Origin of the sequence: Butyrivibrio sp. VCB2006 (genome assembly GCF_000420945.1) — a bacterium.
Classification (GTDB): Bacteria; Bacillota; Clostridia; order Lachnospirales; family Lachnospiraceae; genus Butyrivibrio.
Genome location: NZ_ATVX01000013.1, coordinates 65,836 through 91,291, shown reverse-complemented (window position 1 = coordinate 91,291; position 25,456 = coordinate 65,836). Strand labels below are relative to the sequence as shown.

Here is a 25,456-nt window from a genome sequence, read left to right as displayed (position 1 = left end):
TAATTCATCAATTAGTTCTGCTTAATGATGCTCCGCCTCTATACATTTCTGAGAAATCATCCTCATTCCAGGTCTCAAAATACTCAAGTACATCAGCATCACCTTCAGCAGTCTGATATGTATACTGAACTCCATTAGCAGACTCTGCCTTCACTTTGTATTCACCCTTAGCAGTTTTCTCAAATTCGCTGATCTTATCAGAATGGTCCACGGAAAAAACTCCATCCTTCATGTGACCATAATTTACCTCAGTCTCTGTAAACTGCACATAATACTCAGGCTGCATATCGTCGCCATCCACATATCCTATTGATGCAGTCTGCCAGGTTCCCGGAATGGAAAGATCAAGATCTTCAGTAATCTTGTCTTCTCCATTCTTTGATGCAAGAAAAATAGAAGTCGGTCCATCCGCACCGCCAATTATTGTCACATCTTTATCCGTCTTTGCTCCACATCCCACAGTTCCTACTGCTATCATTAGCAGTGCAACCAATATTATTTTTTTCATGCTCAGCCCTCAGCCTCCTTACTTTGCATCAGCTTTATCGCATTTATAACAGGTTCCTCATACGGATGCACCTTCCTTATTGCTTCCACGGTCCTGTCCTTGTTTTCATCTTCTACGTTTATGGTTTAAATATAACTTACTGTCTCTGACTGTTCTTTTCTGCTGTTGTGATTATCAAGTGGCCCCGCTCCTTCTGCAGCATAACCAAGATCTAGAAGCATCAGGATTTCCTCGTTCTCTGGAAGTCCGAGGTCCCTTGCAAGTACGTCCGGGTCAAAGAAATTGAGCCAGCAGCTGTCCACTCCTTCGTTTGCTGCAGCAAGCATCAGATGTGTTGCTACAATAGAAGCATCTTCAATACCAGAATCTCTTTTGCCACCTGGGTATGTGAATACATTATTCTTATCAAAAGCTACAACGAGTACTGTTGGAGCGCCATAGCGACAAGGAGTTGCCTTATCAATCTTGGCCAAGTTCTCTTCTGACTCAACGACATAGATGCGCTGCTCCTGAAGATTCTTGGCTGTAGGTGAAAGACGACCTGCTTCAAGGATCTCATTAAGTCTTGCTCTGTCAACCTTTCTCTCACTGTATTTCTTACATGAATAGCGGTTCTTTACTACGTCTTTAAATTCCAACTTTTATTCCTCCTCTTCCCATCCTTTGCAAACATCACACCAGCCCTGAGTTTCAGTAATCTCTTCAAGCTCACCGGGAGTTATCTTGACCGATGTAAACTCATTTCCTCCAGCCGGGTGTACATATTCAAATCTCTTCATTGAAACATCAAGCCATATAGGAATCCCCGCAGGAACTGCAAACGGGCACACTCCGCCTGGCTGAAATCCAGTTATATCTTCCACCTGGTCCCTTGGTATCATATGGGGCTTTGTATGGAAAACAGATTTGAACTTGGAGCTGTTTACTTTACCATCGCCAGCCATCACAACAATAACCGGCTTCTCCTCGACTATAAATGACAGCGTCTTGGCAATCTCGGGCTCTGTGCATCCAATCTGCTGTGCCGCATGCTCAACAGTATCTATCGTCTCGGAATGCTCTGTCAGCCTGTCTCCAAACCCTTTTATATCCAAAAATTTTTTTACCTTAGCGTTTATCATCCTAATCACCTCATCTTAAATGATAAACAGAAACGCCGCATCTTTCCAATACGTTTTGTTTATTGTCAGCAATAAACATAGCCTATAATCAACTGATGATGTCCACAACTTCTCCAATATACATGTCGTGCTCAGCATCACCTTCATAGAACTGCTTAGCAATATCTGGATTCATGTTCTTAGGATCAAGCCTCTGGCAAAAGAGCTTTCGGCAAACAAGCGTAACTTCTGCCTCTTCAAAAGTCATGGTTCCATTAACCTCTTTAGCAGTGAGTCCTGATGAATGCATCTTATCGATATTCCTTCCAGACTTTGAACCAAGCACTCCAAGAGTACTCTTATACTCTTCAGGATAAAAGCTGATTGTGAAATATTCGTTATTATCCATGAACTCGTGAGTATACCTGGATGTCCTTACATATGTTGTAGCTATAGGCTTCCCCCACAATGTTCCAAGGCCGCCCCAACTGATAGTCATCGTATTGAACTTATCTTTGTCTCCAGCTGTGAGTAGCGCCCACTTCTTATCAAACTGACTGAAAATATCTGTTGTTAATTCCATCGTTTCTCACTCCTTTGCTCACTTAAAAACTTAGTCTCCAAAATACATAACCTGCTTTTCCAGAAATCTCTTCTTAACTACTGTAGGATAGCATTTCGCAGGCCTCTTCTTCCTATTTCTCAATCATACTTTTCCCGAATTCTTTTGCTGCTTCAAGCTTTCCATCTATATTAAGCATATGCGCATAGTAATAGTCTTCACAGACAGTCATGCGCCAAAGCATACTCAATCTCACTCCTGGTACTGTCACCGATATAGCCTCCGACATTGATAACAAAGATGGTGCTTGGAATAATAAACGATAGTCTTCATTGTCACTTGATGTTGCCCTTTCTGATATGCTCCTGGATCAGCTTATCAGTAACTTCCTGGTACAGTTTCTCAGAACCAAGTCTTGTCTTGCTCTGCCTACCATAGACCTGATCAATAGTAACGCCATGCTCCTTCCAATCCGAGCCTCCATTGCTGTTGTTGAGAAGCAGTGGCTGAAGATTATCCATGGCATGAGCATACTTTGACTCAGGTGTTTCATATGTTTCAAACTCATCAAAAAGAGATATCAGCTCCGCCTTTTGGTCATCAGGTAAAAGAGAAAAGATTCTTTCTTTTGCCTTATCTTCACGCTCTTTCTGAGTCTTGAGGCCTTCCGCATCATAGGCATAAGTATCTCCGGCATCGATTTCCACCACATCATGAATCATGCACATAAGCATGACTTTTGCAATGTCCACGGGTTCATTAGAATACTCTTTTAAAAGATAAGCCATAAGAGCCATGTGCCAGGCATGCTCTGCGTCATTCTCATTTCTGCCATGACCGGAAAGATGTGTCTGTCTGAAAATATTCTTTTCCTTATCGACTTCTAATGCAAAATCAAGCTGTTTCTTTAGTCTCTCGTCCATTTCCGTTCCTCCATCAAACACATACTAAAACTATAGCTTGTTTTATCGCATAAAGAAAGGCATACAGTGATTTTTGACCACCATATACCCTGTTACACCAAAAGATGTATCGCCCCTGCCAAGCACCACTCTCCAAAGGGGATACTTCTCACCATTTATTCCTTATCACAGCATGGATCTATTATTTTTCTATGATAAGGATTTTTGGCTTATCAGCCCTAAGCTCTATGTATCCACATTCAGGGCAGACATAGACTGTAACCGGAGATTTCCTCATAGGATTCGAGATTCCCTTCTTTTTATTCCATAGAAAGAATACTGATCCTGATGGGATTTCTGTTTCCATATTTGCAGTAATCATTTCAGTATCACAATGAATGCATTTCATCTTTCATCACACCTCTTATCAATATATATCAGGTCATGATCTACAATCCTGATATAGACTATTTCATCACCAACAGATGCCCTCTGACGTATCCCTTTCACAGAAGCAATGCCCTGCTCACCAGACTCTGTAGTGCAGTGATAAACATGGTAACAACCATACCTTGTAAAATTCTTAACCACGTTGTCACATGTTCCACGGATTCCTCTAAAGGCATTTTTATCTATTGCTTTCCATAAGCCCACTATCCCATGAGCATAAAATATGACCATTCCTGAAAATATGGCCATCAATAATACTGTTTGTAATGTAATTGATACATCAGCAAAAACATCCTCTCTGAGTATTAGCACGCACACAAAGGGAATCATAGAAACCAAGAAAAGAACCACATAACTACGTAGTAGCTTTATGCAGTCCTTCCTGAATTCTGCGGACACATCCGAAATGTCCATCTTATTACCGTCAAGAAGATCCATATTTTCAAGTCTTCTTGAATAGTTCACATTACTGCTCATCTTTCTCGCTCTTCATAAAAAGGTAATATGCTAAATAGAGTAATGGAGCTGCCATACAAGTAAATATCGGCTTCCAGCTGGTTAATGCTATAAATACCCACGCTGCACCTCCAACTAAAGCTACAACTGCCAATAACTTCCTGTTTTTCATACAATCTCATTCTCCTTCTGTAAGGACACGCTCCTTACATGATAAATGATAGTACAGCCACGGCGAGGAATATAGGCAAATAGCAGCAAAATAATGGCCCCTAATTTCTACAAAAATGAAAATGTATGTTTACTTTACATCAGCTTTATCGCATTTATAACAGGTTCCTCATACGGATGCACCTTCCTTATTGCTTCCACGGTCCTGTCCTTGTTTTCATCTTCTACGTTTACCTCAACTTTCAGTTCAGGCTCTTCGCTCCACTCTCCCTGCTGACCTATAGTAGGATTGGATCCTTCTTCTGAAAACCAGACTCCCGTAACAGGGAAATAAGACAGACATCCCCTATAGTTACCGATATGACCTGCATCAACTTCAAGTAATGCTTTTCGGATATCCTGCAATGATCCTTTTGGTATAAAAGTCTCTATCTTATACATAGTCACTCCTTGATGTTGTCCTTATATTGCTTATGAATTATGGTTTTCCCAAATATCTGACCTCTTTACCGTTAGCTATCGCGTATTCAATCTCACTCTTAGTACTGGAGCCCACATATCTTAATCTCCATCTTATTTCAAAGCAGCGCTGAGAGTGTTAGGAATGCCTCTCGGCCCTCTCACTGCATAGATTCCATACTCTGATTTAAGCCTTTCAAACGTGAATGCATCACGCTTATAGTGCTTCAAAAGCTTGATCTTCATAAGCGCGTTGATCTTAAGATTCTTATCCTCGTAGTCATACGGAATATCAACCTCTGTAACTTTGCACTTGTAAAGGATTGCAGATACCGGAGCTCCAACATACATAAATACCGTATCGCCTTTGATGATTCCTGCTCCCTGCTTCCAATCGATCTCATCAGATGATTCAAATGCTGCCTCAATGTCGTAATACTTGGGATTCGCAGGGACTATCCATTCTTTTGGCTGTCTGAACTTGTCCTTTTTCTTCTTTGAAGCCGTATCCAGGAAGCTGGCATCAATCATTCTGCAAACCTGCTGCAGGTCCACACTTCCATCAAGCATTATGGTTATCCATTTTTGCTTATTCATGTGATAGCCAGAAAGATATCCCTCCTGCTGCAAAAGAATATCTCTGAGCATTAGATCATCAATCTTCACATCAATGATGTCAATTCGCTCATTTCCCGGAAGCCCAAGTTTATCTGCGTCAACATCCATGATGATTGCAAACCATTTCCGATTATCATCATGCCTGAAAACAGCATAGTCCGGATAACTCCTCCAAAGATTCTCAGGAGAGGCTTTATATTTTTTCTCTATGTACTTAACTACTTCTTCACGAATTGAAGTCATCATCAAACCTCATTTATCATCCGCCATCAAATCACCATAATCAGCGTCCCTGCTCCGATCAGCACACAACCGATCAAAGACTTTGCTGTGAACTCCTCATGTAAAAAGACAAATGCCAGCACCAGCGTAATAACAACACTCAGCTTATCGATAGGCACAACTTTCGAAGCTTCACCCATCTGCAGAGCTTTGTAGTAGCATAGCCAGGATGCACCAGTAGCAAGTCCTGACAGAATCAAAAAGATCCAGCTCTTTCTACTGATCGAACTTATACCGCCCTGAGCACTCGTAATGAACACCATAACCCAGGCCATCACCACAACAACGCAAGTTCTTATCGCTGTAGCCAGATTAGAATCAACTCCCTCAATGCCGACCTTGGCAAGTATTGATGTCAGTGCTGCAAACACCGCTGAAAGAACCGCAAATAAAAGCCACATATCATTTATCCCCCGCTTACATTACTCTGTAATCTCTATCTGATTTCCTTCAATAGCAACGATGCAGCTCTCATAATATCCATCGCCGGTAGTCCTTGGGCCACTGACCACTTCAAAGCCATCGTTCTTAAGGCGATCAGTCAGCTCATCAATCTTCTCCTTGCTACCAACAGAAAAGGCAATATGAATATATCCGGTCCTGGTAAGCTGTTTTTCAGAATCAACAAGTCCAGGCTTATTCATCAGCTCGATCCTTGCTCCATCATCAAAAGAGATAAAGAAAGACCTGAAATCTGTATTCACGTTGTGGTAGCCATCGTTTGACTTACCACCAAGATATTTCACAAAGAAATCCCTGGCTGCTTTCAGATCATTTACATACATTGCAACATGCTCAATCTTCATGCCATTCCTCCCACAGTTTGCCCTCCATTCACGCCCATAGTTTTGAGCATCTCCATCATTTTTCCGGCCACTCTGAGCCAACGTCTAATCCATTCTCTGTAAGCCAGTCATCTTCCACTGACACATATTTCTCATTGCCAGCATCATCTACAAGTGTAACTGATACCTTGGGCTTCTGGCCTGGCTGCAGTTCTTCGCAGCCATAGTCCCCATCAAAGATCTGCTTTATCTTCATCACTTAACAACCTCTTTAAAAGTTGCTCCTTTCATTTCCATTTCATTCATGTTCAAATCCTCATCAAAACTCGTTTTTATGCTTTTCAAAAAACTCAAAGTAAGTCCTTACTCCCTCAAGCTCCGTCCACTTCTTGATATCTACTGGCCTTTCATCAAGGTCATAAATCAGTGCACCTTTTAACGCCAACAAAAATGGGGAATGTGTTGCTATTATAAACTGGCATCCAAAGAACCTTGCTGAATTCTGGATAAACTCAAGCAATTCCAACTGCCTCTGAGGTGAGAGTGAGTTTTCAGGCTCATCCAACAGATAAAGTCCATTATCTTTAATCTTTTCGGAGAAATATTTCAGAGCACTTTCTCCATTGCTGTGCTCTATAATGTTATTTCCAATCGTATCTCTGACATACTTTGACTGTGTCTTGGATCTGGCATCCACAACTTTCTTGAGCTGATCATAATCATCAAGTGACTTCATCTGAAACTTTGAATGCTTATTCTCAATCCATTCATCAAAAGCCTGCTCTCTCTTCCGGTCAACGCCATCGTTCAGAGCCCTTAAGTTAAGCATGAAATCAAATACATCATCACTTGTGATCATCCTGATTTCTTCAGGTCTGCCTTCATGTGTCATCTCAAAATCACACATACCGATATAATCACCAAAGAAACTACTTCTGTTGAACAATGTATCTCTTTCGGCTTTCAGTTTCTCTGCCATAACGTTCAGGGCTGTGCTCTTTCCCGAGCCATTGTTTCCATACAAAATCGTTATTTCAGAAAAAGACAGCTCTCGAAGCTCATTCTCTGCAAACACCCCAAACGGATAGAACGAGGTATAGCACGTTCTTCTTATATAGTTTACAAACTGCTCTTCATTTTCCACTCCTGGAAACTTAAATGAGTCAATATATCTCATTTTAAACCTCAAAATCCAGGCAGCTTCTGATCTTGGTATAAGGTCTTACCTTGGAATCAGCTACAGCTACGTGCTCAGGATGAACTGAATATCCCTTAAGTGCCTCTACACTCTCAAAAGTAGAATCCAGCATCAGGTCTGCATTGGAAGACTCAAGGCCGTTGATATTAACCTTGATATCAACGATTCCAGGAACCTTGCCCTTTAATCCTTCAAGGCCTTCCTTGATCCCCTGCTTAATTGTCATCTTCTCTTCTGCAGAAAGTTCATCCTTAAGTGTCCATAAAATCACATGTTTAACCATTCTCGTTCCCCTTATCCTTTCCATCAATTCCTTGTTCCGCTCAAGCGCATCATAGATGCCATCTTCAGAAAGCACTCCGCGCTTCAGATCTTTTGGCAAAAGCCCCTCTTCATCCAGGACAAAATCGTCTTTCCACTCCTGACCGGAGTAATACTCTTCAAGCTTCTTTATCTCTGACTGATAGTCCAAGAACTCTTGTGGAGCTTCCTCAGCGTCATCCATTCTTCTCAAAGCTTCATCAAGAATGGATTCCATTTTAAAGATGCGCCTTACAGCTCTAAGAATCCGTTCCTTTTCCCTGCAGATGTAGTCCCAACTGCAGTCTCCGCAAATGCCGCTTCTGATACCGGCATCAATGATTTTCTCCCGCACCAGTTCGGTAAACTCGGCAAAAGAAATCTCATCACCCTCTACTAAACCGCAAGCCTTCAGGACTTCTTCATCATATTTTTTAACCTTTTCAGCGGTAGTGCAATCTCCTGCCTCATTGTTGGGGCAGTTCTCACAGACAATATCAGTCCCTACCTGAAGCTTTATGATCTGAGAAGGCTCTGTTTCCATCTCCCGTATTATCCTTCCCATGTGGTCCGTGAAATCAGCACTGTAGCCCTTGCCTTCATAAAACTGAAAGCACATCCCATGGTGGGGTCTTAAACATTTATTCATTTTATTCCTCATCCGGCTTCTGTCCATCATGTGCCTTCCACGCACACTCTGTCAGGGCTATTTTTGTAAACTCTGCGGTAAAAGAGCTGTCTTCCGGCGAACATGCATATATTCCAAATCTCACTTTGCCAGCACCCTCATGCATATGGCAAACTCTCATCTGTTTCCACTTATTTCCATCATCTGAGCACTCGATACAGTAATCATCTTCCCTGCGGCTCAGCCTATACCACATAGACTTCACTGACGCAGGAATCTCAGTAGTTGCCCAGTCAGAATAACCGTGGTTGGTAACAACTGATCCAAGGTGCTGGAACTCCTCGTTTTCATACTCAATTGAGCCCTTAAGCCAGTTCTCACTATCCAGGTACATCACAACTCCGCACTGATCAAAGCGGTGATGGCTGTCAGCAAAATCTGTTTTCACCACAAAGGAAAAGAACTTCTCCTCTGTCTCCATTTGAAACACAGGAGCATTATCATTCCTGAAATGATAGTACGTCCTCTGCCACAGATCTGTATGTGGCAATGTCGTCACAGTAATCTTATCCTCTGTCACGCTGTAACTCTTCGGTTCTCTGGTCCAAGTGAATTTCAACATATCTCATTCTCCCTCATCCGGCAATTAAAAACTGTGCGCTCATAGTATACCGATTTAAGTTATCCCCTTCGCTGCTAGCTCCTGAATCCAAAACTGTCTTCGTTATCTTATATGTCCCAGGTTCAAGATTTCCGTAAAGCCATTCCCAATTAGTTTCAATCTCAGCTTCCCCATTCTTAGGGATATTGTAGCCGATATCAGTGAAAACACCGTTATCAATTACCATCGGAACAGCTTCCCACTTCTCGCTTTCAAGCTTCTCAAGCGTGTAGTCTTCTCCATATATCAGCTCGCCGGTATTCTTATCTTCGTATTGCCTGAAATGAACTGTCAATCCTAAGGCCGTCACATTACTCACACTCATCATGAGCCCAAGAGCCTCAACTTCAGAATCCGAAATGTACTGTCCTATTCCGCCTTCAGTCTTGCTGGTATCAAACTTAAGTGTATCCAAAATGGTATCTGCTTCTTCCCACATATGGCTTATCCAGGAATCGCAGTCTATGCTCTGGGCAACTATCTGCGGACGCTCATCTCCAAAAGTAATGAAATCCCAATGCTCATGATCATCATATGTGCCAGCATGCGCAGTATATCCCGCTAATGTAATCTCTTTCTGGGAAAGTCCTGTTCCGCAAACGCCAAAACTGTCTGAGCAAAAGAGCTCTATCTGCCCTGCATCTGCAGATTTTGATTTTAGTATCAATCCGTATAAACCATAAGTGAGCTTCCCATCATCCACTGCAGAAATCTCCGCTGTCCATCCTTCCGGAACAACTACAGACATCTCTCCATAGGGTCCGCCCACTGAAACTATCTGCTTTTCATAAGCACTTCCTGTGGCAAAAGAGCTCCATTCGCCATAAACTCCGTCTTTCACCGCAGGCACACCAAGAGTGCTGGTTTCAACCGCTTCCGGTTCACTCACTGTGCTGGAAGCAGTCCTATCTGCCACTTTATTGTTTCCACATCCTACAGCAGCAATCGTCATAAGCATTACCATAACAACACAAAATCTTTTCATACTGCTCCTCCAACGCTTAACGCATTCATATATCCTTTGGCCACTCCGAGCCAACGTCTAATCTATTCTCCGTAAGCCAGTCATCTTCCACTGACACATATTTCTCATTACCGGCATCATCTACAAGTGTAACGGACACCTTTGGCTTCTGACCTGGTTGCAGTTCCTCGCAGCCATAGTCCCCATCAAAAATCTGTTTAATCTTCATTTAGAACCTCATTCCGCACTTAGGACAAAAATCAAAGTCCTCTGTTGTCTCGTATCCACACTGTCTGCATCTCTTATAACCGGTCGTGAATCCTCTTCCGCCGCTTACCTGAGTCAGATGACTTGGCAGAATCTCCACTTCTTCGCCTCTTGCGATCATCTTACCAATCTCCGGATCAAGCTCATAAACAGTTCCGCAGCAGCTGGTCTGCACGTAGTAATGCATGTTCCACTTGAAGGTCGGTATAAAGAAAAGAGACAGCACTGTATATGTCATGAACACGTTGAAGCGTCCATATTTCCCACAGATTGCGCAGGTAATCAGCTGATTAAAATCAAAATCCTTCCTGCCATCTGTTATTCCCATGATAAAAAACATCTACTTCCTCGCTCCGTTCTTAGTAATGTACTCTCACAACCTTTGCTCCAAATGGTAAAAGAGCTACTCTCGCAATCTTAAAGAACTGCTTACCGAAAGGTATTCCGATAATAGTAATGCAGAAAATGCAGCCAATCACCGCGTTTGCAATCGCAAGTTCAATCCCGGAAAGACAAATCCAAAGGATGTTAAGAAGCAGAGATACTGCTCCGCCTTCGTCCACAATCTCTTTTCCAAAAGGATTCAGTGATATTGAAGAAAGCTTAAAACACTGGAGCCCTACAGGTATTCCTACAACTGTGCAGCACCAAAGAAGTCCTACAATCCACCATCCCAGGGCACTAAGCAGCCCTCCGCACAAAATCCAAATCAAATTACCAAGAAATCTCATAATCAATCCTCTCCCACAAGATGCACTGTCTGTGGTTCATGCCCCACAGCTGGCAAAAACTTCTCAAAAATATCAGCCGTCCTGATCTTCAAGCTTGATGTACATACACATGGATGACAACCAAAAAACTCTGATGTTTTAAGCTCCTCATCCACAAGGAGCTGCACTTCATGGTTCTTATCATTCATAAGCCCCATCACGCTTACTGCTCCGGGCTCGATATCCAGATATTTCAGCATGTCCTCTGCTTCGGCAAAAGAAAGCCTGGCTGAGTTTATCTGATTCGAGAGCTCTTTTGTCTTAAATTTCTTATCCCCCGGCATGAGCAGCAGATAAAACCTGGTCTTCTGTCTGTTACAAAGAAAAAGATTCTTGCACATCAATGTGCCCAGTACCTTATCCACCTCTTCACAGGCTTCCATAGTTGTAGCAGGATCATGATCAACTCGTTTATACTCTATCCCAATCTTATCCAAATAGTCATATACCTTGACCTCTCTGGGCAAACGGCCTTCACAGCTTACTGGTCTTCCATCAAACAATTCCATTTTCTTTAACCCTCATCATATCAATCGTCCGGCTAGGTGATCGCACTCATGGCAGATTATTTGAGCCGTAAAACCACTGTATTTCCCATGCTTTGGCTTGAAGTCCTGATCCAGGTAATCAACCTCAATCTCTTTATATCTTGTGCAGGGCCTTACCCCATCCAGAGAAAGGCAGCTTTCTTCCGTCTGATACTCTCCGGTCTTCTTTGTAATAACCGGATTGATCATAGGAAAAATGAATGGTCCCATAGCCACAACAATAATCTGCTTCTTTACACCGATCATATTCGCAGCCATGCCCACACATCTGTCCTGATTTGCTCTTAATGTATCCAAAAGATCTTCTACAACCTGCCTGTCTGCCTCTGTTGCAGGCTCTGACTTCTGTTGTAAAAAGAACTGGTCTCTGACTATCTTCTTAACCATTCTCGTTCCCCTTACCTTAATCACTTAATAATATCAACCACTTCACCAATATACATGTCGTGTAGCGCGTCACCATCGTTGTAAACTCCTTGCTTCTCTCTTTCCTTTCGCGCTTATTAGTTCGCCGCGACCCCCGTAGGAATCGCGGCTTAAACCACTTAATTACTTCTTGAACAATCCACCTGCAAGATCCTTGAGCTCTTTGTTACCATTGATCTTCTTGATAATGTCTGCTACGTCCAAAATACTTCCCATTTGTTTCTCCTCCAATCTTGCTTTTTGTTTATTGTTCGTTAAAGCGTCGCCGCTCAAACTTCAAAATGCTGCCTGTTTCCAAAGCCATCCTTCTTAAGATCTGAATCAAGCAGATCATAACTCTCCGGTGCAATCTTAATCAGATTCATAGGCATCGGAAGCTTCTTCATCGCTTCTACAGGAATCTTCTTGTGCTCCATGATCTTCAGGTATTCATCCGTGAAGGGCTCAACCATGCTGGCAAGTCCCATCACCTGAAGACTCTTAAGCTGATGGAATCCACCATAGGGCTCATAGATAGCAAATGCCACATGCTTATTATCCTTCAGAGCCTTGAACTTCAGACCTCCTTCGGAAAAGAGATAAAAGCTGCCATCCACATAGTTGTACTCAATCGGAGTACATCTCACAAAATCCCCTGATGCGACAGCCAATGCACATGTATTGTGTGCCTTTATAAACTCATCAATCTTATCCTTAAGAACATCTTCCTCCATGTGGACAGATTCCTTATCCTTTTCTAACCACACTGATGCTGCTTTTTCATAATCCATTTCCCACATTACTTTTGTTCCTCCAAATACCTAACCTTCTTTCCATGAGCCAAAGCATACTCAATCTCACTTCTGGTACTGTCGCCGATATAGCCTCCGACATTGATAACAAAGATCTCGTCAGACATATCAATCTTGCGCTTATGGATATCATCCAGCATTTCCTTGGTCTTGGTAAGAGTACCTTCATCCATATTTTCCCAGACTTCAGAATCCCCTGAATGGTCAAACAATCCAACACTGATTACTATGTTGCCTTCCAGCGTCAGCTTCTTCTGGGCTTCCATAAACTGATCTTTAAAACGTGTGCTCCCACACAGCGTAATTACCGAATATTTCCCCTGCATCCCCAACAAACCTCCTAATCACCAATACCTATTCCTTCGTTCTTCCTCTTCAATAAGCACCTCAAGATATAGCTGCTGCAGTTCTGCCTTGCTTAAACTATAAACATACTCTCTAAGCTCCTCATAGTGGCGCTGTTCTTCCTCTTCTTCCTCTTTTTCCCATTCCTCAACCTGCTTAAGGAAGTCTTCTGCCGCCTTTGGCTCCGCAGTGAAATAAAGAGCTATCATGTGCTTACAGATAACTCTCCTACCCTCAGCAAAAGGACATGTACACGTAGATCTCCTCGGATGCTCCTTGTCTATGTGAACATGATAAAGCTGCTCACCACGAACAGTTCCATCGTATGTATACGGACCTGTCTTCTCTACAGATTTCGTTTTCTTGGCATTGTAATAATCCATTCCACGCCATACTGAATTTCCACTGGCAAGTTCAATCAGCCCCATACAACACTCCCCTTAAATATTCTTATTCATGGAGCATACGAGGCTCGAACTCGTGACCTCTTCCATGCCATGGAAGCGCGCTCCCAGCTGCGCCAATGCCCCTAATTTCCAACTTACTCTATTATATGCAAAAAAACACTTCCATGCTATATGAGTCATGAAAGTGCATCTATGCTAAATCCCCTTTTATAAGCGGGTTGATGTTGGGAGGAATGGTCCATATTCTTGGATTTCTTCCCTGTACTACGTTATGGGATATATTATGCAATCAGTATCTCATACAGCTCCGGTGTCAGATACTTCTTCAGAATTCCTTCCGCATCCACCTTGCCAAAGTCCTTATAGAACTCCTCTGCTACGCCGCCTGCAATTGCTCCGAAGGTATCAGAATCACATTCCAGGGAAAAGACATTTCGGATAAAGGATTCGTAGTCGTCACTCTCGTAGAAGCATCTCATTGCTGCAGGTACTGAGCCCTGACAGCTCTCATTCCACTTATAGCGAGGGCGGATCTCATCAAGGCTGTAAGCGATGCTGTACTCATAATCAGCCTTTGGATACTGCTCCAATACGTAATCGTAGATCTCCTGCTTGCTCTTACCATGTCTTGCCATCCAGATGCAAGTTGCAGTTACAACTGCTCCTTTGATTCCTTCAGGGTGATTGTGTGAAACTACAGCTGTGGCCTCCGCCATTTTCTGCATCTCATCATAATCATCGTAAAACTCACCCACAAATGAAACTCTCATGGCAGATCCGTTGCCCCAGCTATTGTAAGGCTCATGATTCTGGCCATTGATCCAGTTATAGAATCTTCCGCCATAGCCACAGAAAGGATACTCTCGCCCAACACTCACCATGGTCTCCACAAGATCTTTTCCCTCTACCAGGGCCTTCTTAATTGCCAGTGACATTACGGAATCATCCGTGAAACCAATAGCATCTCCGATAGTCAGTGGTACATTCTTCCAATCCAGGTTCTTTGGTCTATCGAACTCGTACTGCGCACCTAATATATCTCCAAGAACTGCTCCTTTTATTGCCATACGATCACCTTTTCGCCTTTCTATTTCCACGTCTATTGTAGTCTTCTTCAATCTCGTCATTCCATCCGCTTCCGGTTAGGCTGCCTTCCACGTCGCAGGCCTTCTCTGCCATCATTACTGAGCAAACAGCCTTTGAAACTCCCGCATATACATTGGCTGTACCAACGCTGTCACATACATAATTAACAGCTCTGTCTTTACGGATTCCGTACTTCTGAGCCTCAGCATAAGCATCGATGTTGGCTCCGATAAAAATAAACTCCCAGCCATATTTCTTTTGCTGCTTCTTGACCATCTTCTCGATCTTCTCACGGGAATAGCGACTGCTGGCGTTCTCCATACCATCTGTAGTAATGACAAATATGGTCTTTTCCGGCCTGTCCTCTTCTCTGGCATACTTGTGAACATTTCCAATGTGATGAATTGCTCCGCCAACTGCGTCCAGAAGCGCTGTGCATCCTCTTACATAGTACTGCTTGTCAGTCATTTTCTCGATCTTTTCAATAGGAACCCTGTCATGGATCACTTCGCACTCATCATCAAAAAGAACTGTTGATACAACCGCCTTTTCTCCGGTTTTCTTCTGCTTCTCCATCATGGAATTGAAGCCTCCAATGGTGTCTGACTCCAGGCCTCCCATTGAACCTGATCTATCAAGTATGTAAACAATCTCTGTATATCCTTTACTCATATCATTACCCTACCTTTCCGGTTTAATCACTCATTTAGCTCCCTGCAGTAGAGCTTTCGTTTGTTTGTAAGGTAATAATACTTCCTGGGAAAAGAAAAATGGTCAACCCGAAGGCGACCATTGAAAAATCAGTTAGAAAGCGGCTCCAAGCCATAATCAAACAGCACAATATCAATTTTCATTACGTTGTATTCCTCTTTCCTGATGAAATACTCCACCACCTTATCCGTCTGGGATATAGGCGAAAGAGCATATCCGGCAAGCTTAAGGAAATCCATAGCCTCATCAAGATTCAAGCGTAGTCCAACTGCCAGGGCAAGGACCTTTTCCTTGGAAGGATTGACTTGCCCCTTTATAAGCTTAGAAAAATACTGCTTTGAAATATTCGCAGCTGCATAAACCTCAGAATTCTTGAGTCCCTTCTTGTTGATAAGCTGCTGAAGATGCTTGGCAAAAGAGTCTGTGTAGATGTCCTTGAGTTCATCCTCAAGATCTTTTCCTGTATGCTCCGCCATCATAGGCGCCGCGTTGCACATCATCATCTCAGAAGGTGCAGAACCCACCATGTCAAAGTCTGATCCATCACCTTCAATATCATCAAGATGGAAAGTCTCCTCCGCCTTCCTTGCCGCAAACAGGCCACGCCTGCTGCCCTTTTCGTGCCTTCTGGCTCCGGTATAACTTATAGCATTATCATGCCTGTATTCTTCAGAAGTGGCACTCTCTACGTAATCGTCATCAACAAAGCTCTTTACCTCATCGAAAAGCCTTCCTGATACGTCCACAGCTTTTTTCCCGAATACCACAAGTGTTATGTCCATCTCGTGATCTTCCAGGAATCTGGTAAAAGAACTAACGGCTATATCAAGTCCCAGCTCCTTGGGAAATCCATAGGTTCCCGTAGCAAGGAGAGGAAAAGCAATGCTCTTGCATCCACTGTCATAAGCCATCTGAAGGGACTTGTCATAGCAAGCCCTAAGAAGCTGCACCTCATTATTCTTGCCGCCATCCCACCAGGGGCCACTGGCGTGAATAATGTACTTGGCATCTAGATCAAAGGCCGGCGTGATACCAACCTCTCCAGGCTCCAAAGTGCCGATCTTCTTACGCTCTTCTAGAAGCTTCTCTCTGCCTGCAGCATTATATATGGCAGAATCAACTCCATCACCAATAGCCACAGCCGGATTAGCTGTGTTTACGATGGCATCTGCTTTTACTTTTGTTATGTCCGCTCTGATAATCTGAAATGGCATAGTTCCCTTCTAAGACTCCTTCTTGGCTATTACCTGAACCCACATCTCCTTTTCTCTTCCAGGTCTGTTATCATGGCCTACCTCATTTATGAGTATTGTAAAACCCGCATTTTCAAAAAGTGGAACTATACTCTTCTCGTTAAAGTCGCTAAACCTACGCTCTCCACGCATCTTTGTTCCATCGCCATACTTAAATGATGCATATATAACTCCGCCATCCTTAAGTGCAGCATTCATTTTCTGCATAATTATAGGAATTTCAGCCATTGGTACATGCAGAAGAGTTGCTGATGCCCATATACCATCGAACTCATTTTCAAAAGACATATCCTCAAATCTCATGTTCTTGACTTCTCTGCCGGTCAACTCTGATGCTCGCTTGCACATCTCAATAGACGCATCAAAAGAAACTACATCATATCCAGCATCTAGGAACGCTTTACTATCTCTTCCACTTCCGCATCCGGCATCCAAAATGAGTGCATTTTCTGGAAGATAGGCCGTGAACTTATTTCTATCATCGGACATATCTGCATTCACGCTTCCTTCATAAAAGGAATCTGCGTTTACGTTATAATACTCTACGTTATTATCAACCATTCCTTCAGCAAGTTTTGGAAGAAGCGCCAGATCTGCAGGAAGCCAATCAACACTATTAAGGTCACTATATTCAAGCCACTTTGCGGCCTCATGTTCAAGAAGCTGCAGTTTTCCCTCCTCAACTGTAGCCCAGTAGCAGTTCATATGAAGATGAAACTTCTCGTAATCATAATCTATAACATCGATAAGGTCATGTACTTCAATCTCGGCTCCTAGCTCCTCTCTGATTTCCCTAACCAAAGCCTGCTGTGGTGTTTCACCTTCTTCAATCTTTCCCCCAGGAAATTCCCATCCATCCTTGAATTCACCATATCCTCGCTGGGTTGCGAAAACCTTTGTTTTCTTCTTGTAATCGTCGCAGATAATAGCTGCGACCACGTTAACTGTTTTCATACACTCACTCGCTTATTCTATATTTTCCACAGTTCATACCCCTGTCTTCTGGCAGAGTCATAAACTGGACGCATATTCTTTTCCAGGATGGTGCCAAATTCTTCCGGTGTATTCCCAGGCCTATATAATTCCTGATTGGCCCATATTGAATGAATATTATCCTTGTAACAGGCCTCAAAACGTTTATGCATTCCCGGGTAATTCTCATCATGTATTAGCTGATATAGAAGGTACTGATTCTGAGAAAACCTGCTAAAAAATGGATCCCATGCTGGAAGCTTGTTGCTCTTCGATGAATTGAGTGATGAATCCATAGGCATAAGATTCCATAGCTCATCATTCATAACAAAAGACCATGGGATAAAATGATCTACATCATATCCCTTAGGATCGATAGCTTTGTCTGTAAAGACATCTACTATCTGTTTTAGTTCAAGTACAGCATCCCAGAGTTTTCTTACAGCATTTAGCTTGCGCATTTTCTCATCCATAGGCGCCAATTTATAAACAAGTCCGGGAACCTCAGGATTATTATTCTGCAGCCACTTTACTTTTTCAAACTGTATCCAGCCCAATATAGCTACAGTATTATCATTTATCATCTTAATCCATGAAGGATTAAAATACACTTCCTTCTTAAGCTTGCTACTACTCCCCAATGTGTATGGCAGGATGTTAACTTTATTAACCCGCTCAATATAGGCAATCATCCTGCGTGTGCTTTCCCAATCTGCGGTTTCATCGAACTTGCTAAAGAAACCTGCAAGCGCTCTATACGGCACCATATTGGTAAGCTGTTCTTTTTCTGACTTTAACTCCGCATCATGCTCCTTAATTGCGTTCTTAATCTCAAGCTTAGATGCATTTGCCGGAAGTCCACTTATATCACTGAGTTTTTTGACTGCTCTTTCAAGACCATCTTTCACATCTCCAAGCACAATGCCACTAAGGTGGATATGAAACTCCAATACAGAGTACCAGGCATTAGCGATCATCTCATTTATAATCTCATCGAAAGTTGTCTCTGTCACATCTTCAGAAATCAGATTAACAATAGCTTCAAGCCAGTAGAACTTATAGCAATAAGACGGATTCTTCATCATAAGAGAGAAGCCTTCTATATCCAGATGGTTATAGTAGTCTCCTTCAATCCTTAAGCCATATTCGATTTTATTGGAATAAAGCTCAGCCATGTTTTTCCTATATTTCTTCGAATCCGATACTCTTTAAATACTCATAAGTTCCATTATAGTATTCCGGAAGACGAGTTTCATCCTCCCAGAATCCAGTTGATGTTTTATGTGCATTTCCTTCAGGAACACAAATAATCATTCCAGATCTTGCTCTTGTAAGTAATACCCTATATGCGTTAAGCATATACTTTATCTGCTCAAGTCTGCTTTCGCTATCTGCAACAACCTCATTCCATTTTTCCTTACCATTAAACTTGTAGTAATGCCACTCTCCATTATCATAACGCATGTCCGCATCCCACAAGAGGCAAGTATAATCTAGTTCTAATCCCTGGACCTGAATTTCAGTTGCTGCATCTTCAAGGTAATTAGATGATCTAGTATCTGCCTTATCTTCCAAGAACCAATGAACTGCGTTATCAACATCTGACTGAAGAACATGTATACCAAGAGGCTTATATCTTGCAGATTCTTTTGTAATTAATACACCAGTTCTTTCCGTTCCTCTAACCTTTTCATGGAGCCATCGCTTTGCTTTCTCCATATCTCTTGTAAGAAAAATAGAATATTTATCTTTAATCTCAGAGTAAATAGCAGCTGCGCATGGATCTATAGAAAGAAGAGCATGAACCATAGCAGACAGTTTCTCTGCCCTAAAAGAACGTAATGATACTGCCAAGTGGAGATCCGGAGCGAACGTCACATTTCCATTTTCCTTTAACAACTCATTAACTCTGCCTTCAGCATATTCAGCTTCTGTAAGCTGCGGCGAAATATAGACTTTCCAATGAGTAAACTTATCATTTAATGCCCTGATCCACTCTGTGATTCCAGCCTCTCCTGTATTTATCTCCTGGCCACCGCCAACAAGACATACAATGGTCGCCCAGTCCTCACGTTGATCGAGTGCCCATATCAAAAAGGCTGCCTCCGACATTGGAAAATTAGGAACCTTAAGCTTATTTCCGTAGGTTCCACCTCTTTTCAAATAATCCGCCAGTCGTTTATGGGTCCATGAACGCTGTGCTTCGTCAAAAATAGCAACATGCTCCACTTCGCCATAACCAGCATCCTGCATTTTAACAGCTTTAGCGGGGTCAATCTCAAGTACACCATTCTCAACAGGATTCTTGATCTTGGCAAGCATATTATCTCTATATCTGTGAATAATCTGGATGAATTTTCCCACTTCACGCCTGGAATCAGAAAGCTTCTTTGCTTCCCCTCTTTCCCTGCACTTAACATAGTTGTCTTTAGCCAGGGCCTCGTTAAGAACCGCTACTAGTGGTCCATTTCCAGACAGGTAAACTGCTCCTTCATCTTCTATAGGCTTATCAGATCCTTGATAAGTCTGTTTCACTGCCACATCCAAACCGACCAATGTCTTGCCTGCTCCAGGAACTCCAGTTACAAAACAAATACTTTTCTCTCCATTCCTTTTGCTCTTTTTTATAACATCGAGTATGTAAGCAATCGTGCGATCTGTAGTTACTTTATCTGCTTCATGTCTCGTAATGTCTTCAACAGAATGGCTCTCATAGAGTGCCTTCGCAGCTTCAATAATTGTTGGCGTCGGAGCATATGGACTGATAATCCAGTTAGGATCTATGGCAGATTCATTTGGAAAATTCTTTAGAACATCTGTAATCAGCTCCTGAAGTCCCTTCTCACCAGTAACTAGAGGATTTACAACTCTGTCATTATAAACAGAAGCCTGTATTACTGAAGATACCTTTTTATATTTCGTTGCTACCAGAATTGGAACTATCAACTTATCATGGCTATATCTATGGAAATTCTTAAGATCCAGAGCATAGTCAAGAACCTGATCAACATCTCCCTCAAGAATCTTAGTTTCTCCGACCTTAAACTCGAGACAAAAAATAATCCCATTTAGAAGTAGTACTACATCAAGCCTTTTCCCTAATCGTGGAATATCATACTCAAAAATGATACGACCTTCTGATTCTTTCCAGGGAATAAGTACTCCCTGTAGAATATCTATTTCGCTAAGCCATGCCTCTCTCGTTGTAGTTAATGCGTCTCCATGATATTTATCGCATAGCACACCGAATATCGCTTCTTTCTCTTTCAAAAGAAACTTCTTTATATCGCTATCAAACAAACATCGTGAACTATTCATAACTATAAGCTCCAATTCTCATAGATTATTTACGATTAAAGATCATCATAATAATTCTATCATGTTTAAAAGCTCTTTCTTTAACGGTTTATTATATGTTTATTAAAAAACAGACATTTATGAGCACAAAAACTCACAATGTCTGTTTTCTCGTATTCTCTAATCTATGTAATACATCAATATTATTTACTAATTTTCCCTCTCAGCTTTCTTTTCAAAACAAACAGGCAAATAAAGCACATAATAATCTGAGTAACTGTAGCGCACGGTGTTGCCAAGCCTATATGAAAGAGCGATACAGGTTCCTGCTTACTCATAATATAAGATACAGGTATTCTCACAAGGAAAGCTCCCACTATGCCCTGAGCCATGACAAATCTTGTATATTCCATCCCATTGAAAAATCCTATAAAACAGAAAAGGAAACAAGTAAACAGGCAATCAATGGCATATGCTTTAAGGTAGTCCCAGGAAGCAGCAACAACTTCTGCATCTTTTGCAAATATCCCGGACAATAAATCTCCATGAAAAAAAGCATTGTAAAACATGAGCACTGCAAATATGAATGATACTCCGATGACATATCTGAGACCTTTGAAGGCCCTATCATATTTGCCTGCGCCTCTGTTTTGAGATACAAACGCCGACATTGACTGAGCAAAAGCTGAAGGTATTAGCATGATAAATGCGCAAACCTTCTCTGCAACGCCTACTCCTGCGGATGCAATTACACCAAGTGAATTAACTATAGCCAGAATAACAAGGAAGGAAATACCCACAAGAAGATCTTGCAACGCAACCGGAGCTCCGATAAACACTATTTTTTTGATTATTTCTTTATTCAGTTTAAAGCAGAATCTATCAAGCTTAAATGGTAGTTCCTTTTTGCTTATCAGTAGCAAAGATATCACAACACTTATCAGCTGCGCGGCTACTGTTGCTATAGCAGCTCCTTTTGTTCCCATTTTGAATCCTGCAACCAGAGTTAAATCTCCGATAATGTTACAGGCACACGCTATAAGCACTGTTACAAGCGGAGTGACAGAATCTCCAAGTCCTCTGAATATACTTCCTATCAGGTTGTAAGATATTATTACCACTGCTCCAGCTCCGCATATCCTGATATATGAAACCGTAAGACCATAAGCCTCCTCCGGCGCATTCATGATACTGGCAAGATTTCCTGCAAACAATGAAATGAATGCTGTCAGGAAAAGACCTGTCGACAAAAACAGCATTATTCCATTTGCCACTATTTTCCCACCCTCAGAAGCTTTTCTTTCACCAATCTTTTGTCCTAAAAACACGGTCATACCCATTGATAATGAACTTACAAGATTTGTAAGCGTCATCATGATCTGTGAACCGGTTGATACACCAGACACATCAGCAGGTTCTGCAAATTTGCCTACAATCATAAGATCAACAGCGCCATATAGTGATTGCAGAAATAGTGCCAAAAGCACAGGGATAGCGAACTTAAGAAGCGGCCCCAGTATTTTACCTTCTGTAAAATTTTGCTGATTAGACACGTACATTACCTCCAAAAAAAGCCGGATAAGAAACCGGCATTTCAACCAGTCATCTTATCCAGCTTGTCGTTTCAAGAACAACTCACCCTCCGATGAATTAACAGTTATTCGATTCAATATAGAGATACTAATCTATTTGAAAAAAGAATGCAAGTTAATCATAAATCCTAATACCATCCCTAAGTATTTCATTAGTAAGTTCAAGGTTATCCTTAAGCTGGTCCAGATTAAGAACATCCACTTTCTTATGTAAAGCCAACCTGAGTTTTTCAACTAGCCCATAAAACTTAAGTCCCTTCACATCAGAAGAAATAAGAAAGTCCAAATCACTGGATTCTGTAGCTTTTCCTTTGGCATAAGAGCCAAACAAAATACAGTAATGCACAGGATATTCATCAAATACTTCTTTACACTTATTTCTGATGAAATCCATATCCAAAATACCATGTTCCTCATCTATTGGATTCAAAGCTTTAAGTTTATCCAAAATGTAAGTATATTTGATGGTGCCTTCTTTTTCCTTATCGTTCTCATATGATTTATATGATCTAAGTGAAATACCCACTAAATCAGCCACTTGCTGTTGTGTAAGCTTTTTTTCTAATCTTAGTTCTTTAACCTTACTCATTTTGCACCTCATCAAGCATTCAAATGCACACTTTGCACCAGATACATTTTAACAATGCAATATTTGCACTTTAATGTCAAGAGCAGGTGCAAATATTGCACCTGCTCAATTTGTACATTTTTTATTTAGCTTTAATGTCGGTTATTATGAGATATTATATCTCTATCTTTATTGAGATAATTCACATTCTATTTTACTATTGTCAGCACCAAATTTCATTGTAATAGCACTATAATTATTGTATGAAAATCCCTTATTTTCAAAGAAAGGATATCTACCATGAGCGATAACAATTCCAACAATAAAAATATGCACAGCATCAGTACAGGAGCTGCTGCGCTCATATCTGTACTTGCTGTGCCTGTAACTCTTTTGGCCAGTTTATTAATCTCTAGCAAGAAAAAGGAATAGTCCCAGGAACGGGTCGCTGGCATCCGGGGGATGCCACGCTTGCGACTCCGAGCTCTGCGAGGGATCCCATAACCTTCCGCGTATGAAGCGGATGCTCTACCTCTTGAGCTATCCTGGAATAGCGGACACAGAGGGGTCGCAGACATCCAGGGGATGTCACGCTTGCGACTCCGAGCTTGCGAAGGGAACCCACAACCTCCCGGTTAACAGCCGGGCGCTCTGCCGATTGAGCTATGTGTCCAAAGCTACGGTAGCAGGACTCGAACCTGCAACACCCTGAGTCAGAGTCAGGTGCTCTACCAATTGAGCTACAAGCCCTAAGAGACATAGGTGGGATTCGAACCCACGATGGCGGAGTTGCAGTCCGCTGCCTTTCCAGCTTGGCTACCATGTCTTAACTACGGCACTTGGAATCGAACCAAGGTTACTGGAACCAAAATCCTGTGGGCTACCATTACCCCATGCCGCATTGTGCAGTCTTAATCGACTGCAATTATGTCATCAATCGGAACTTCAAGGTAAACTGAAAGAGCTACGATCCTGTCGATGCTTGGAAGCACTTCTCCTCTTAGGTATCTATATACAAGCGATGTACTTGCTCCCAGGTACTCAGAAACCTCTGGCACTGTATGTCCGCTCTCTCTGATTAATTCCCTGATTCTAATTCCTGTTCCTTCGATATCAATTACTGGATAATCCATCTTCTTAATCTCCTTTTTCGCATTAAAAAAACCACTTAACTCTTGCAAGCTAAGTGGCTACAGATCTCAATGACCTCATTTATTCTTAATGCTCCGGACCATCCATCATTTGGCATATCCAGGACCACTTTCCACCAACTTGCAATTTGCATAACTAACAAAGCACTTCTGATTTTTGCAGAACTGCATGAACTGTTTGTTATTAAATTGCTTGTTGATAGTTCCGTAGTACATTTACAATAAATCCTCTTAACTTTCTGCTGCTCCCCGCAGCTCCATATCTTTGTTCTGTTTGTATTATCGTCCTGACGGGCCGTTTTGTATAGTGTCATCAGATGACACAACGCCGTGAATAGGGATCGAACCTATCTTCCCGTGAAGGAAACCGCTGATTAGCAATCAGGTGCCTTACCACTCGGCCACCACGGCATATTTAAGTGGGTGGAGCAGGAATTGCACCTGCGGTGTTTCTAATGTGGGAGTTTTACAGACTCTTGCCCTCGCTTCTAGGCATACCCACCCATAATAGCTCCTGCGGGGCTGCGACGGCACGTAGTGCCTAGTCCCTTGTGGAAACCCGACATCTCCAGCTTGAGAGGCTGGCGTCCGTCGTCGCTGCGCTTCCTCCGAATGCGTAGCTCGACCTCCCCCGGAGGTCACGCATCCATTTAGACTAAGGAGACATAGTGATCCCAACGGGACTCGAACCCGGTATCTCTGGCGTGAAAGGCCAGTGTCCTGAACCATTAGACTATGGGACCATGTGCAGGCAATATAGTGCCTGCTAATCTATATTCATTTCATGCGCTTAGTGAATAAAGCCATTCCCCTTCGGTAACGATAATGTCATCCATAGCAACTCCCAAAACAGCTGCCAATACAACTAAATTGTCCAATGTCGGCATAGCTGTTCCATGCTGCCACTTGTAAATCGCCTGTGGAGTAGCAAAACCGAACACATCCTGTAAATCCCTAACAGACATACCGGCTGCCACTCTTAAATCTGTAATTCTCTGTCCCGTAGCGACCATGTTGATCGCTGGAATATTCTGTGTCATTTTTGACTCCTTTCTGGCCTAAGCCAAGTACACGAGGTGGGATTGCGACGCGGAGCTAGTCTCTGGAAGGGAAACCCACATGCGTTACCGCGTCTGATCCTAAATCAGGTGCGTCTACCAACTTCGCCACTCGTGCATAGTTTTGGGACTGTTGCGTCCTCGCTTCGCGTCGTCCGAATGCGTAGCTC

Annotated in this window: 35 protein-coding genes, 9 tRNA genes and 3 pseudogenes; all 47 read right to left on the bottom strand. The window is 42.3% G+C overall.

The genetic code is table 11. The annotated features are described in order from the left end of the window. Nucleotides 1–7: 7 nt before the first annotated feature. Nucleotides 8–508, bottom strand: coding sequence for a hypothetical protein (locus tag G613_RS0112915; RefSeq protein WP_029233018.1), 501 nt, complete (start codon nucleotides 506–508; stop codon nucleotides 8–10). A 125-nt stretch (nucleotides 509–633) separates the two neighbouring features. Beyond that, nucleotides 634–1,146: a nitroreductase family protein gene (locus tag G613_RS0112910; RefSeq protein ID WP_029233017.1), complete on the bottom strand. Its 513-nt coding sequence runs from the start codon at nucleotides 1,144–1,146 to the stop codon at nucleotides 634–636. A gap of 3 nt (nucleotides 1,147–1,149) precedes the next feature. Then, nucleotides 1,150–1,629 carry a YbaK/EbsC family protein gene (locus tag G613_RS0112905; protein WP_029233016.1) on the bottom strand — a complete coding sequence of 160 codons (480 nt, stop codon included), beginning with the start codon at nucleotides 1,627–1,629 and terminating at the stop codon, nucleotides 1,150–1,152. Between the two features lie 88 nt (nucleotides 1,630–1,717). Beyond that, nucleotides 1,718–2,191 carry a flavin reductase family protein gene (locus G613_RS0112900; protein WP_029233015.1) on the bottom strand — a complete coding sequence of 158 codons (474 nt, stop codon included), beginning with the start codon at nucleotides 2,189–2,191 and terminating at the stop codon, nucleotides 1,718–1,720. 112 nt (nucleotides 2,192–2,303) lie between these two features. Beyond that, nucleotides 2,304–2,441 carry a hypothetical protein gene (locus G613_RS19570; RefSeq protein WP_155828091.1) on the bottom strand — a complete coding sequence of 46 codons (138 nt, stop codon included), beginning with the start codon at nucleotides 2,439–2,441 and terminating at the stop codon, nucleotides 2,304–2,306. 64 nt (nucleotides 2,442–2,505) lie between these two features. Continuing rightward, the gene (locus G613_RS0112890; protein ID WP_029233014.1) at nucleotides 2,506–3,093 is read right to left on the bottom strand and encodes an HD domain-containing protein; all 588 of its coding nucleotides are present in this window, start codon (nucleotides 3,091–3,093) and stop codon (nucleotides 2,506–2,508) included. Nucleotides 3,094–3,274: 181 nt separating this feature from the next. Further along, a complete protein-coding gene (locus G613_RS0112885) occupies nucleotides 3,275–3,481 on the bottom strand; it encodes a hypothetical protein (RefSeq protein ID WP_029233013.1) in 207 nt (68 codons plus the stop codon). Continuing rightward, on the bottom strand, nucleotides 3,478–3,999 hold the full coding sequence (locus G613_RS0112880) for a hypothetical protein (RefSeq protein WP_029233012.1): 522 nt from the start codon (nucleotides 3,997–3,999) through the stop codon (nucleotides 3,478–3,480). Before G613_RS0112880 ends, G613_RS0112885 begins: the two co-directional genes overlap by 4 nt. After that, nucleotides 3,989–4,150, bottom strand: a complete 162-nt coding sequence (locus G613_RS19925) for a hypothetical protein (RefSeq protein ID WP_242826146.1) — start codon at nucleotides 4,148–4,150, stop codon at nucleotides 3,989–3,991. Before G613_RS19925 ends, G613_RS0112880 begins: the two co-directional genes overlap by 11 nt. 134 nt (nucleotides 4,151–4,284) lie before the next feature. Further along, the gene (locus G613_RS0112870; protein ID WP_029233011.1) at nucleotides 4,285–4,590 is read right to left on the bottom strand and encodes a cytochrome c biogenesis protein; all 306 of its coding nucleotides are present in this window, start codon (nucleotides 4,588–4,590) and stop codon (nucleotides 4,285–4,287) included. A gap of 132 nt (nucleotides 4,591–4,722) precedes the next feature. Continuing rightward, complete coding sequence (locus G613_RS0112865; protein ID WP_029233010.1) at nucleotides 4,723–5,472, bottom strand: MmcQ/YjbR family DNA-binding protein; 750 nt, start codon at nucleotides 5,470–5,472, stop codon at nucleotides 4,723–4,725. Nucleotides 5,473–5,495: 23 nt separating this feature from the next. Then, entirely contained in the window at nucleotides 5,496–5,909 is a 414-nt protein-coding gene (locus G613_RS0112860) for an EamA family transporter (RefSeq protein ID WP_029233009.1), read from the bottom strand. A gap of 21 nt (nucleotides 5,910–5,930) precedes the next feature. Continuing rightward, on the bottom strand, nucleotides 5,931–6,314 hold the full coding sequence (locus G613_RS0112855; RefSeq protein WP_029233008.1) for a VOC family protein: 384 nt from the start codon (nucleotides 6,312–6,314) through the stop codon (nucleotides 5,931–5,933). A gap of 55 nt (nucleotides 6,315–6,369) precedes the next feature. After that, the gene (locus G613_RS0112850) at nucleotides 6,370–6,549 is read right to left on the bottom strand and encodes a hypothetical protein (RefSeq protein WP_035774730.1); all 180 of its coding nucleotides are present in this window, start codon (nucleotides 6,547–6,549) and stop codon (nucleotides 6,370–6,372) included. Nucleotides 6,550–6,612: 63 nt separating this feature from the next. Continuing rightward, a complete protein-coding gene (locus G613_RS0112845) occupies nucleotides 6,613–7,470 on the bottom strand; it encodes an AAA family ATPase (protein ID WP_029233006.1) in 858 nt (285 codons plus the stop codon). A gap of 1 nt (nucleotide 7,471) precedes the next feature. Beyond that, nucleotides 7,472–7,774, bottom strand: a complete 303-nt coding sequence (locus tag G613_RS20145; RefSeq protein ID WP_029233005.1) for a Dabb family protein — start codon at nucleotides 7,772–7,774, stop codon at nucleotides 7,472–7,474. A gap of 27 nt (nucleotides 7,775–7,801) precedes the next feature. Continuing rightward, nucleotides 7,802–8,410 (bottom strand): annotated as a pseudogene (locus G613_RS20140) (DUF1284 domain-containing protein); the annotation flags it as partial. Between the two features lie 31 nt (nucleotides 8,411–8,441). After that, nucleotides 8,442–9,041: a DUF1349 domain-containing protein gene (locus tag G613_RS0112835; protein WP_029233004.1), complete on the bottom strand. Its 600-nt coding sequence runs from the start codon at nucleotides 9,039–9,041 to the stop codon at nucleotides 8,442–8,444. 13 nt (nucleotides 9,042–9,054) lie between these two features. Further along, nucleotides 9,055–10,065: an immunoglobulin-like domain-containing protein gene (locus G613_RS18765; protein ID WP_029233003.1), complete on the bottom strand. Its 1,011-nt coding sequence runs from the start codon at nucleotides 10,063–10,065 to the stop codon at nucleotides 9,055–9,057. 25 nt (nucleotides 10,066–10,090) lie between these two features. Continuing rightward, nucleotides 10,091–10,273: a hypothetical protein gene (locus tag G613_RS0112825; protein WP_029233002.1), complete on the bottom strand. Its 183-nt coding sequence runs from the start codon at nucleotides 10,271–10,273 to the stop codon at nucleotides 10,091–10,093. Next, complete coding sequence (locus G613_RS0112820; RefSeq protein WP_029233001.1) at nucleotides 10,274–10,651, bottom strand: zinc ribbon domain-containing protein; 378 nt, start codon at nucleotides 10,649–10,651, stop codon at nucleotides 10,274–10,276. Nucleotides 10,652–10,670: 19 nt separating this feature from the next. Continuing rightward, nucleotides 10,671–11,042: a YccF domain-containing protein gene (locus G613_RS0112815; RefSeq protein WP_029233000.1), complete on the bottom strand. Its 372-nt coding sequence runs from the start codon at nucleotides 11,040–11,042 to the stop codon at nucleotides 10,671–10,673. A gap of 2 nt (nucleotides 11,043–11,044) precedes the next feature. Beyond that, entirely contained in the window at nucleotides 11,045–11,590 is a 546-nt protein-coding gene (locus G613_RS0112810; RefSeq protein ID WP_029232999.1) for a prolyl-tRNA synthetase associated domain-containing protein, read from the bottom strand. Nucleotides 11,591–11,605: 15 nt separating this feature from the next. Next, nucleotides 11,606–12,016 carry a peptide deformylase gene (locus tag G613_RS0112805; protein WP_029232998.1) on the bottom strand — a complete coding sequence of 137 codons (411 nt, stop codon included), beginning with the start codon at nucleotides 12,014–12,016 and terminating at the stop codon, nucleotides 11,606–11,608. 308 nt (nucleotides 12,017–12,324) lie between these two features. Then, entirely contained in the window at nucleotides 12,325–12,834 is a 510-nt protein-coding gene (locus G613_RS0112795; protein ID WP_029232997.1) for a pyridoxamine 5'-phosphate oxidase family protein, read from the bottom strand. Continuing rightward, a complete protein-coding gene (locus G613_RS0112790) occupies nucleotides 12,834–13,172 on the bottom strand; it encodes a hypothetical protein (RefSeq protein ID WP_029232996.1) in 339 nt (112 codons plus the stop codon). Before G613_RS0112790 ends, G613_RS0112795 begins: the two co-directional genes overlap by 1 nt. Before the next feature lie 18 nt (nucleotides 13,173–13,190). Then, complete coding sequence (locus tag G613_RS0112785; RefSeq protein ID WP_029232995.1) at nucleotides 13,191–13,619, bottom strand: SWIM zinc finger family protein; 429 nt, start codon at nucleotides 13,617–13,619, stop codon at nucleotides 13,191–13,193. A gap of 29 nt (nucleotides 13,620–13,648) precedes the next feature. Next, nucleotides 13,649–13,721 (bottom strand) — tRNA-Ala (locus tag G613_RS0112780). A gap of 158 nt (nucleotides 13,722–13,879) precedes the next feature. Next, on the bottom strand, nucleotides 13,880–14,725 hold the full coding sequence (locus G613_RS0112775) for an ADP-ribosylglycohydrolase family protein (RefSeq protein ID WP_196805063.1): 846 nt from the start codon (nucleotides 14,723–14,725) through the stop codon (nucleotides 13,880–13,882). Beyond that, the gene (locus G613_RS0112770) at nucleotides 14,670–15,356 is read right to left on the bottom strand and encodes a vWA domain-containing protein (protein WP_029232993.1); all 687 of its coding nucleotides are present in this window, start codon (nucleotides 15,354–15,356) and stop codon (nucleotides 14,670–14,672) included. Before G613_RS0112770 ends, G613_RS0112775 begins: the two co-directional genes overlap by 56 nt. Nucleotides 15,357–15,484: 128 nt before the next feature. Then, complete coding sequence (locus G613_RS0112765; protein WP_029232992.1) at nucleotides 15,485–16,609, bottom strand: macro domain-containing protein; 1,125 nt, start codon at nucleotides 16,607–16,609, stop codon at nucleotides 15,485–15,487. A gap of 9 nt (nucleotides 16,610–16,618) precedes the next feature. Then, nucleotides 16,619–17,137: pseudogene (locus G613_RS20135) on the bottom strand (class I SAM-dependent methyltransferase); the annotation flags it as partial. An 81-nt stretch (nucleotides 17,138–17,218) separates the two neighbouring features. Beyond that, nucleotides 17,219–17,602, bottom strand: a pseudogene (locus tag G613_RS20130) ((deoxy)nucleoside triphosphate pyrophosphohydrolase); the annotation flags it as partial. A gap of 17 nt (nucleotides 17,603–17,619) precedes the next feature. Continuing rightward, nucleotides 17,620–18,795, bottom strand: a complete 1,176-nt coding sequence (locus G613_RS19715) for an HNH endonuclease domain-containing protein (protein ID WP_029232990.1) — start codon at nucleotides 18,793–18,795, stop codon at nucleotides 17,620–17,622. Between the two features lie 7 nt (nucleotides 18,796–18,802). Next, a complete protein-coding gene (locus G613_RS0112745) occupies nucleotides 18,803–20,938 on the bottom strand; it encodes a DNA/RNA helicase domain-containing protein (RefSeq protein WP_029674923.1) in 2,136 nt (711 codons plus the stop codon). Nucleotides 20,939–21,120: 182 nt separating this feature from the next. Then, nucleotides 21,121–22,470: an MATE family efflux transporter gene (locus G613_RS0112740; RefSeq protein ID WP_029232988.1), complete on the bottom strand. Its 1,350-nt coding sequence runs from the start codon at nucleotides 22,468–22,470 to the stop codon at nucleotides 21,121–21,123. 154 nt (nucleotides 22,471–22,624) lie between these two features. Continuing rightward, the gene (locus G613_RS0112735) at nucleotides 22,625–23,098 is read right to left on the bottom strand and encodes a nucleotidyltransferase domain-containing protein (RefSeq protein ID WP_029232987.1); all 474 of its coding nucleotides are present in this window, start codon (nucleotides 23,096–23,098) and stop codon (nucleotides 22,625–22,627) included. A gap of 533 nt (nucleotides 23,099–23,631) precedes the next feature. Next, a tRNA-Asn gene (locus tag G613_RS19550) sits at nucleotides 23,632–23,750 on the bottom strand. 2 nt (nucleotides 23,751–23,752) lie between these two features. Beyond that, nucleotides 23,753–23,825 (bottom strand) — tRNA-Gln (locus tag G613_RS0112725). Nucleotides 23,826–23,831: 6 nt separating this feature from the next. Then, nucleotides 23,832–23,903, bottom strand: a tRNA-Cys gene (locus tag G613_RS0112720). Nucleotides 23,904–23,907: 4 nt separating this feature from the next. Continuing rightward, nucleotides 23,908–23,978: transfer RNA gene (locus tag G613_RS0112715), tRNA-Gln, on the bottom strand. A 10-nt stretch (nucleotides 23,979–23,988) separates the two neighbouring features. Beyond that, nucleotides 23,989–24,210, bottom strand: coding sequence for a helix-turn-helix domain-containing protein (locus G613_RS0112710; protein ID WP_027206587.1), 222 nt, complete (start codon nucleotides 24,208–24,210; stop codon nucleotides 23,989–23,991). A gap of 344 nt (nucleotides 24,211–24,554) precedes the next feature. Beyond that, a tRNA-Ser gene (locus G613_RS0112700) sits at nucleotides 24,555–24,639 on the bottom strand. Between the two features lie 9 nt (nucleotides 24,640–24,648). Beyond that, nucleotides 24,649–24,732: transfer RNA gene (locus G613_RS19545), tRNA-Tyr, on the bottom strand. A 165-nt stretch (nucleotides 24,733–24,897) separates the two neighbouring features. Continuing rightward, a tRNA-Glu gene (locus G613_RS0112695) sits at nucleotides 24,898–24,971 on the bottom strand. 39 nt (nucleotides 24,972–25,010) lie between these two features. Continuing rightward, nucleotides 25,011–25,268 carry a helix-turn-helix domain-containing protein gene (locus tag G613_RS0112690; protein WP_035774729.1) on the bottom strand — a complete coding sequence of 86 codons (258 nt, stop codon included), beginning with the start codon at nucleotides 25,266–25,268 and terminating at the stop codon, nucleotides 25,011–25,013. Nucleotides 25,269–25,296: 28 nt separating this feature from the next. Beyond that, nucleotides 25,297–25,404 (bottom strand) — tRNA-Leu (locus G613_RS19540). Nucleotides 25,405–25,456: the final 52 nt, after the last annotated feature.

What these genes read in the sequence shown, in the direction of transcription:
- G613_RS0112915 (WP_029233018.1), bottom strand. Translation starts at nt 508, where the DNA reads ATGAAAAAAATAATATTGGTTGCACTGCTAATGATAGCAGTAGGAACT.
- G613_RS0112905 (WP_029233016.1), bottom strand. Translation starts at nt 1,629, where the DNA reads ATGATAAACGCTAAGGTAAAAAAATTTTTGGATATAAAAGGGTTTGGA.
- G613_RS0112900 (WP_029233015.1), bottom strand. Translation starts at nt 2,191, where the DNA reads ATGGAATTAACAACAGATATTTTCAGTCAGTTTGATAAGAAGTGGGCG.
- G613_RS0112890 (WP_029233014.1), bottom strand. Translation starts at nt 3,093, where the DNA reads ATGGACGAGAGACTAAAGAAACAGCTTGATTTTGCATTAGAAGTCGAT.
- G613_RS0112885 (WP_029233013.1), bottom strand. Translation starts at nt 3,481, where the DNA reads ATGAAATGCATTCATTGTGATACTGAAATGATTACTGCAAATATGGAA.
- G613_RS0112880 (WP_029233012.1), bottom strand. Translation starts at nt 3,999, where the DNA reads ATGAGCAGTAATGTGAACTATTCAAGAAGACTTGAAAATATGGATCTT.
- G613_RS19925 (WP_242826146.1), bottom strand. Translation starts at nt 4,150, where the DNA reads ATGAAAAACAGGAAGTTATTGGCAGTTGTAGCTTTAGTTGGAGGTGCA.
- G613_RS0112870 (WP_029233011.1), bottom strand. Translation starts at nt 4,590, where the DNA reads ATGTATAAGATAGAGACTTTTATACCAAAAGGATCATTGCAGGATATC.
- G613_RS0112865 (WP_029233010.1), bottom strand. Translation starts at nt 5,472, where the DNA reads ATGATGACTTCAATTCGTGAAGAAGTAGTTAAGTACATAGAGAAAAAA.
- G613_RS0112860 (WP_029233009.1), bottom strand. Translation starts at nt 5,909, where the DNA reads ATGTGGCTTTTATTTGCGGTTCTTTCAGCGGTGTTTGCAGCACTGACA.
- G613_RS0112855 (WP_029233008.1), bottom strand. Translation starts at nt 6,314, where the DNA reads ATGAAGATTGAGCATGTTGCAATGTATGTAAATGATCTGAAAGCAGCC.
- G613_RS0112850 (WP_035774730.1), bottom strand. Translation starts at nt 6,549, where the DNA reads ATGAAGATAAAGCAGATCTTTGATGGGGACTATGGCTGCGAAGAACTG.
- G613_RS0112845 (WP_029233006.1), bottom strand. Translation starts at nt 7,470, where the DNA reads ATGAGATATATTGACTCATTTAAGTTTCCAGGAGTGGAAAATGAAGAG.
- G613_RS20145 (WP_029233005.1), bottom strand. Translation starts at nt 7,774, where the DNA reads ATGGTTAAACATGTGATTTTATGGACACTTAAGGATGAACTTTCTGCA.
- G613_RS0112835 (WP_029233004.1), bottom strand. Translation starts at nt 9,041, where the DNA reads ATGTTGAAATTCACTTGGACCAGAGAACCGAAGAGTTACAGCGTGACA.
- G613_RS18765 (WP_029233003.1), bottom strand. Translation starts at nt 10,065, where the DNA reads ATGAAAAGATTTTGTGTTGTTATGGTAATGCTTATGACGATTGCTGCT.
- G613_RS0112825 (WP_029233002.1), bottom strand. Translation starts at nt 10,273, where the DNA reads ATGAAGATTAAACAGATTTTTGATGGGGACTATGGCTGCGAGGAACTG.
- G613_RS0112820 (WP_029233001.1), bottom strand. Translation starts at nt 10,651, where the DNA reads ATGTTTTTTATCATGGGAATAACAGATGGCAGGAAGGATTTTGATTTT.
- G613_RS0112815 (WP_029233000.1), bottom strand. Translation starts at nt 11,042, where the DNA reads ATGAGATTTCTTGGTAATTTGATTTGGATTTTGTGCGGAGGGCTGCTT.
- G613_RS0112810 (WP_029232999.1), bottom strand. Translation starts at nt 11,590, where the DNA reads ATGGAATTGTTTGATGGAAGACCAGTAAGCTGTGAAGGCCGTTTGCCC.
- G613_RS0112805 (WP_029232998.1), bottom strand. Translation starts at nt 12,016, where the DNA reads ATGGTTAAGAAGATAGTCAGAGACCAGTTCTTTTTACAACAGAAGTCA.
- G613_RS0112795 (WP_029232997.1), bottom strand. Translation starts at nt 12,834, where the DNA reads ATGTGGGAAATGGATTATGAAAAAGCAGCATCAGTGTGGTTAGAAAAG.
- G613_RS0112790 (WP_029232996.1), bottom strand. Translation starts at nt 13,172, where the DNA reads ATGCAGGGGAAATATTCGGTAATTACGCTGTGTGGGAGCACACGTTTT.
- G613_RS0112785 (WP_029232995.1), bottom strand. Translation starts at nt 13,619, where the DNA reads ATGGGGCTGATTGAACTTGCCAGTGGAAATTCAGTATGGCGTGGAATG.
- G613_RS0112775 (WP_196805063.1), bottom strand. Translation starts at nt 14,725, where the DNA reads ATGACGAGATTGAAGAAGACTACAATAGACGTGGAAATAGAAAGGCGA.
- G613_RS0112770 (WP_029232993.1), bottom strand. Translation starts at nt 15,356, where the DNA reads ATGAGTAAAGGATATACAGAGATTGTTTACATACTTGATAGATCAGGT.
- G613_RS0112765 (WP_029232992.1), bottom strand. Translation starts at nt 16,609, where the DNA reads ATGCCATTTCAGATTATCAGAGCGGACATAACAAAAGTAAAAGCAGAT.
- G613_RS19715 (WP_029232990.1), bottom strand. Translation starts at nt 18,795, where the DNA reads ATGGCTGAGCTTTATTCCAATAAAATCGAATATGGCTTAAGGATTGAA.
- G613_RS0112745 (WP_029674923.1), bottom strand. Translation starts at nt 20,938, where the DNA reads ATGAATAGTTCACGATGTTTGTTTGATAGCGATATAAAGAAGTTTCTT.
- G613_RS0112735 (WP_029232987.1), bottom strand. Translation starts at nt 23,098, where the DNA reads ATGAGTAAGGTTAAAGAACTAAGATTAGAAAAAAAGCTTACACAACAG.
- G613_RS0112710 (WP_027206587.1), bottom strand. Translation starts at nt 24,210, where the DNA reads ATGGATTATCCAGTAATTGATATCGAAGGAACAGGAATTAGAATCAGG.
- G613_RS0112690 (WP_035774729.1), bottom strand. Translation starts at nt 25,268, where the DNA reads ATGACACAGAATATTCCAGCGATCAACATGGTCGCTACGGGACAGAGA.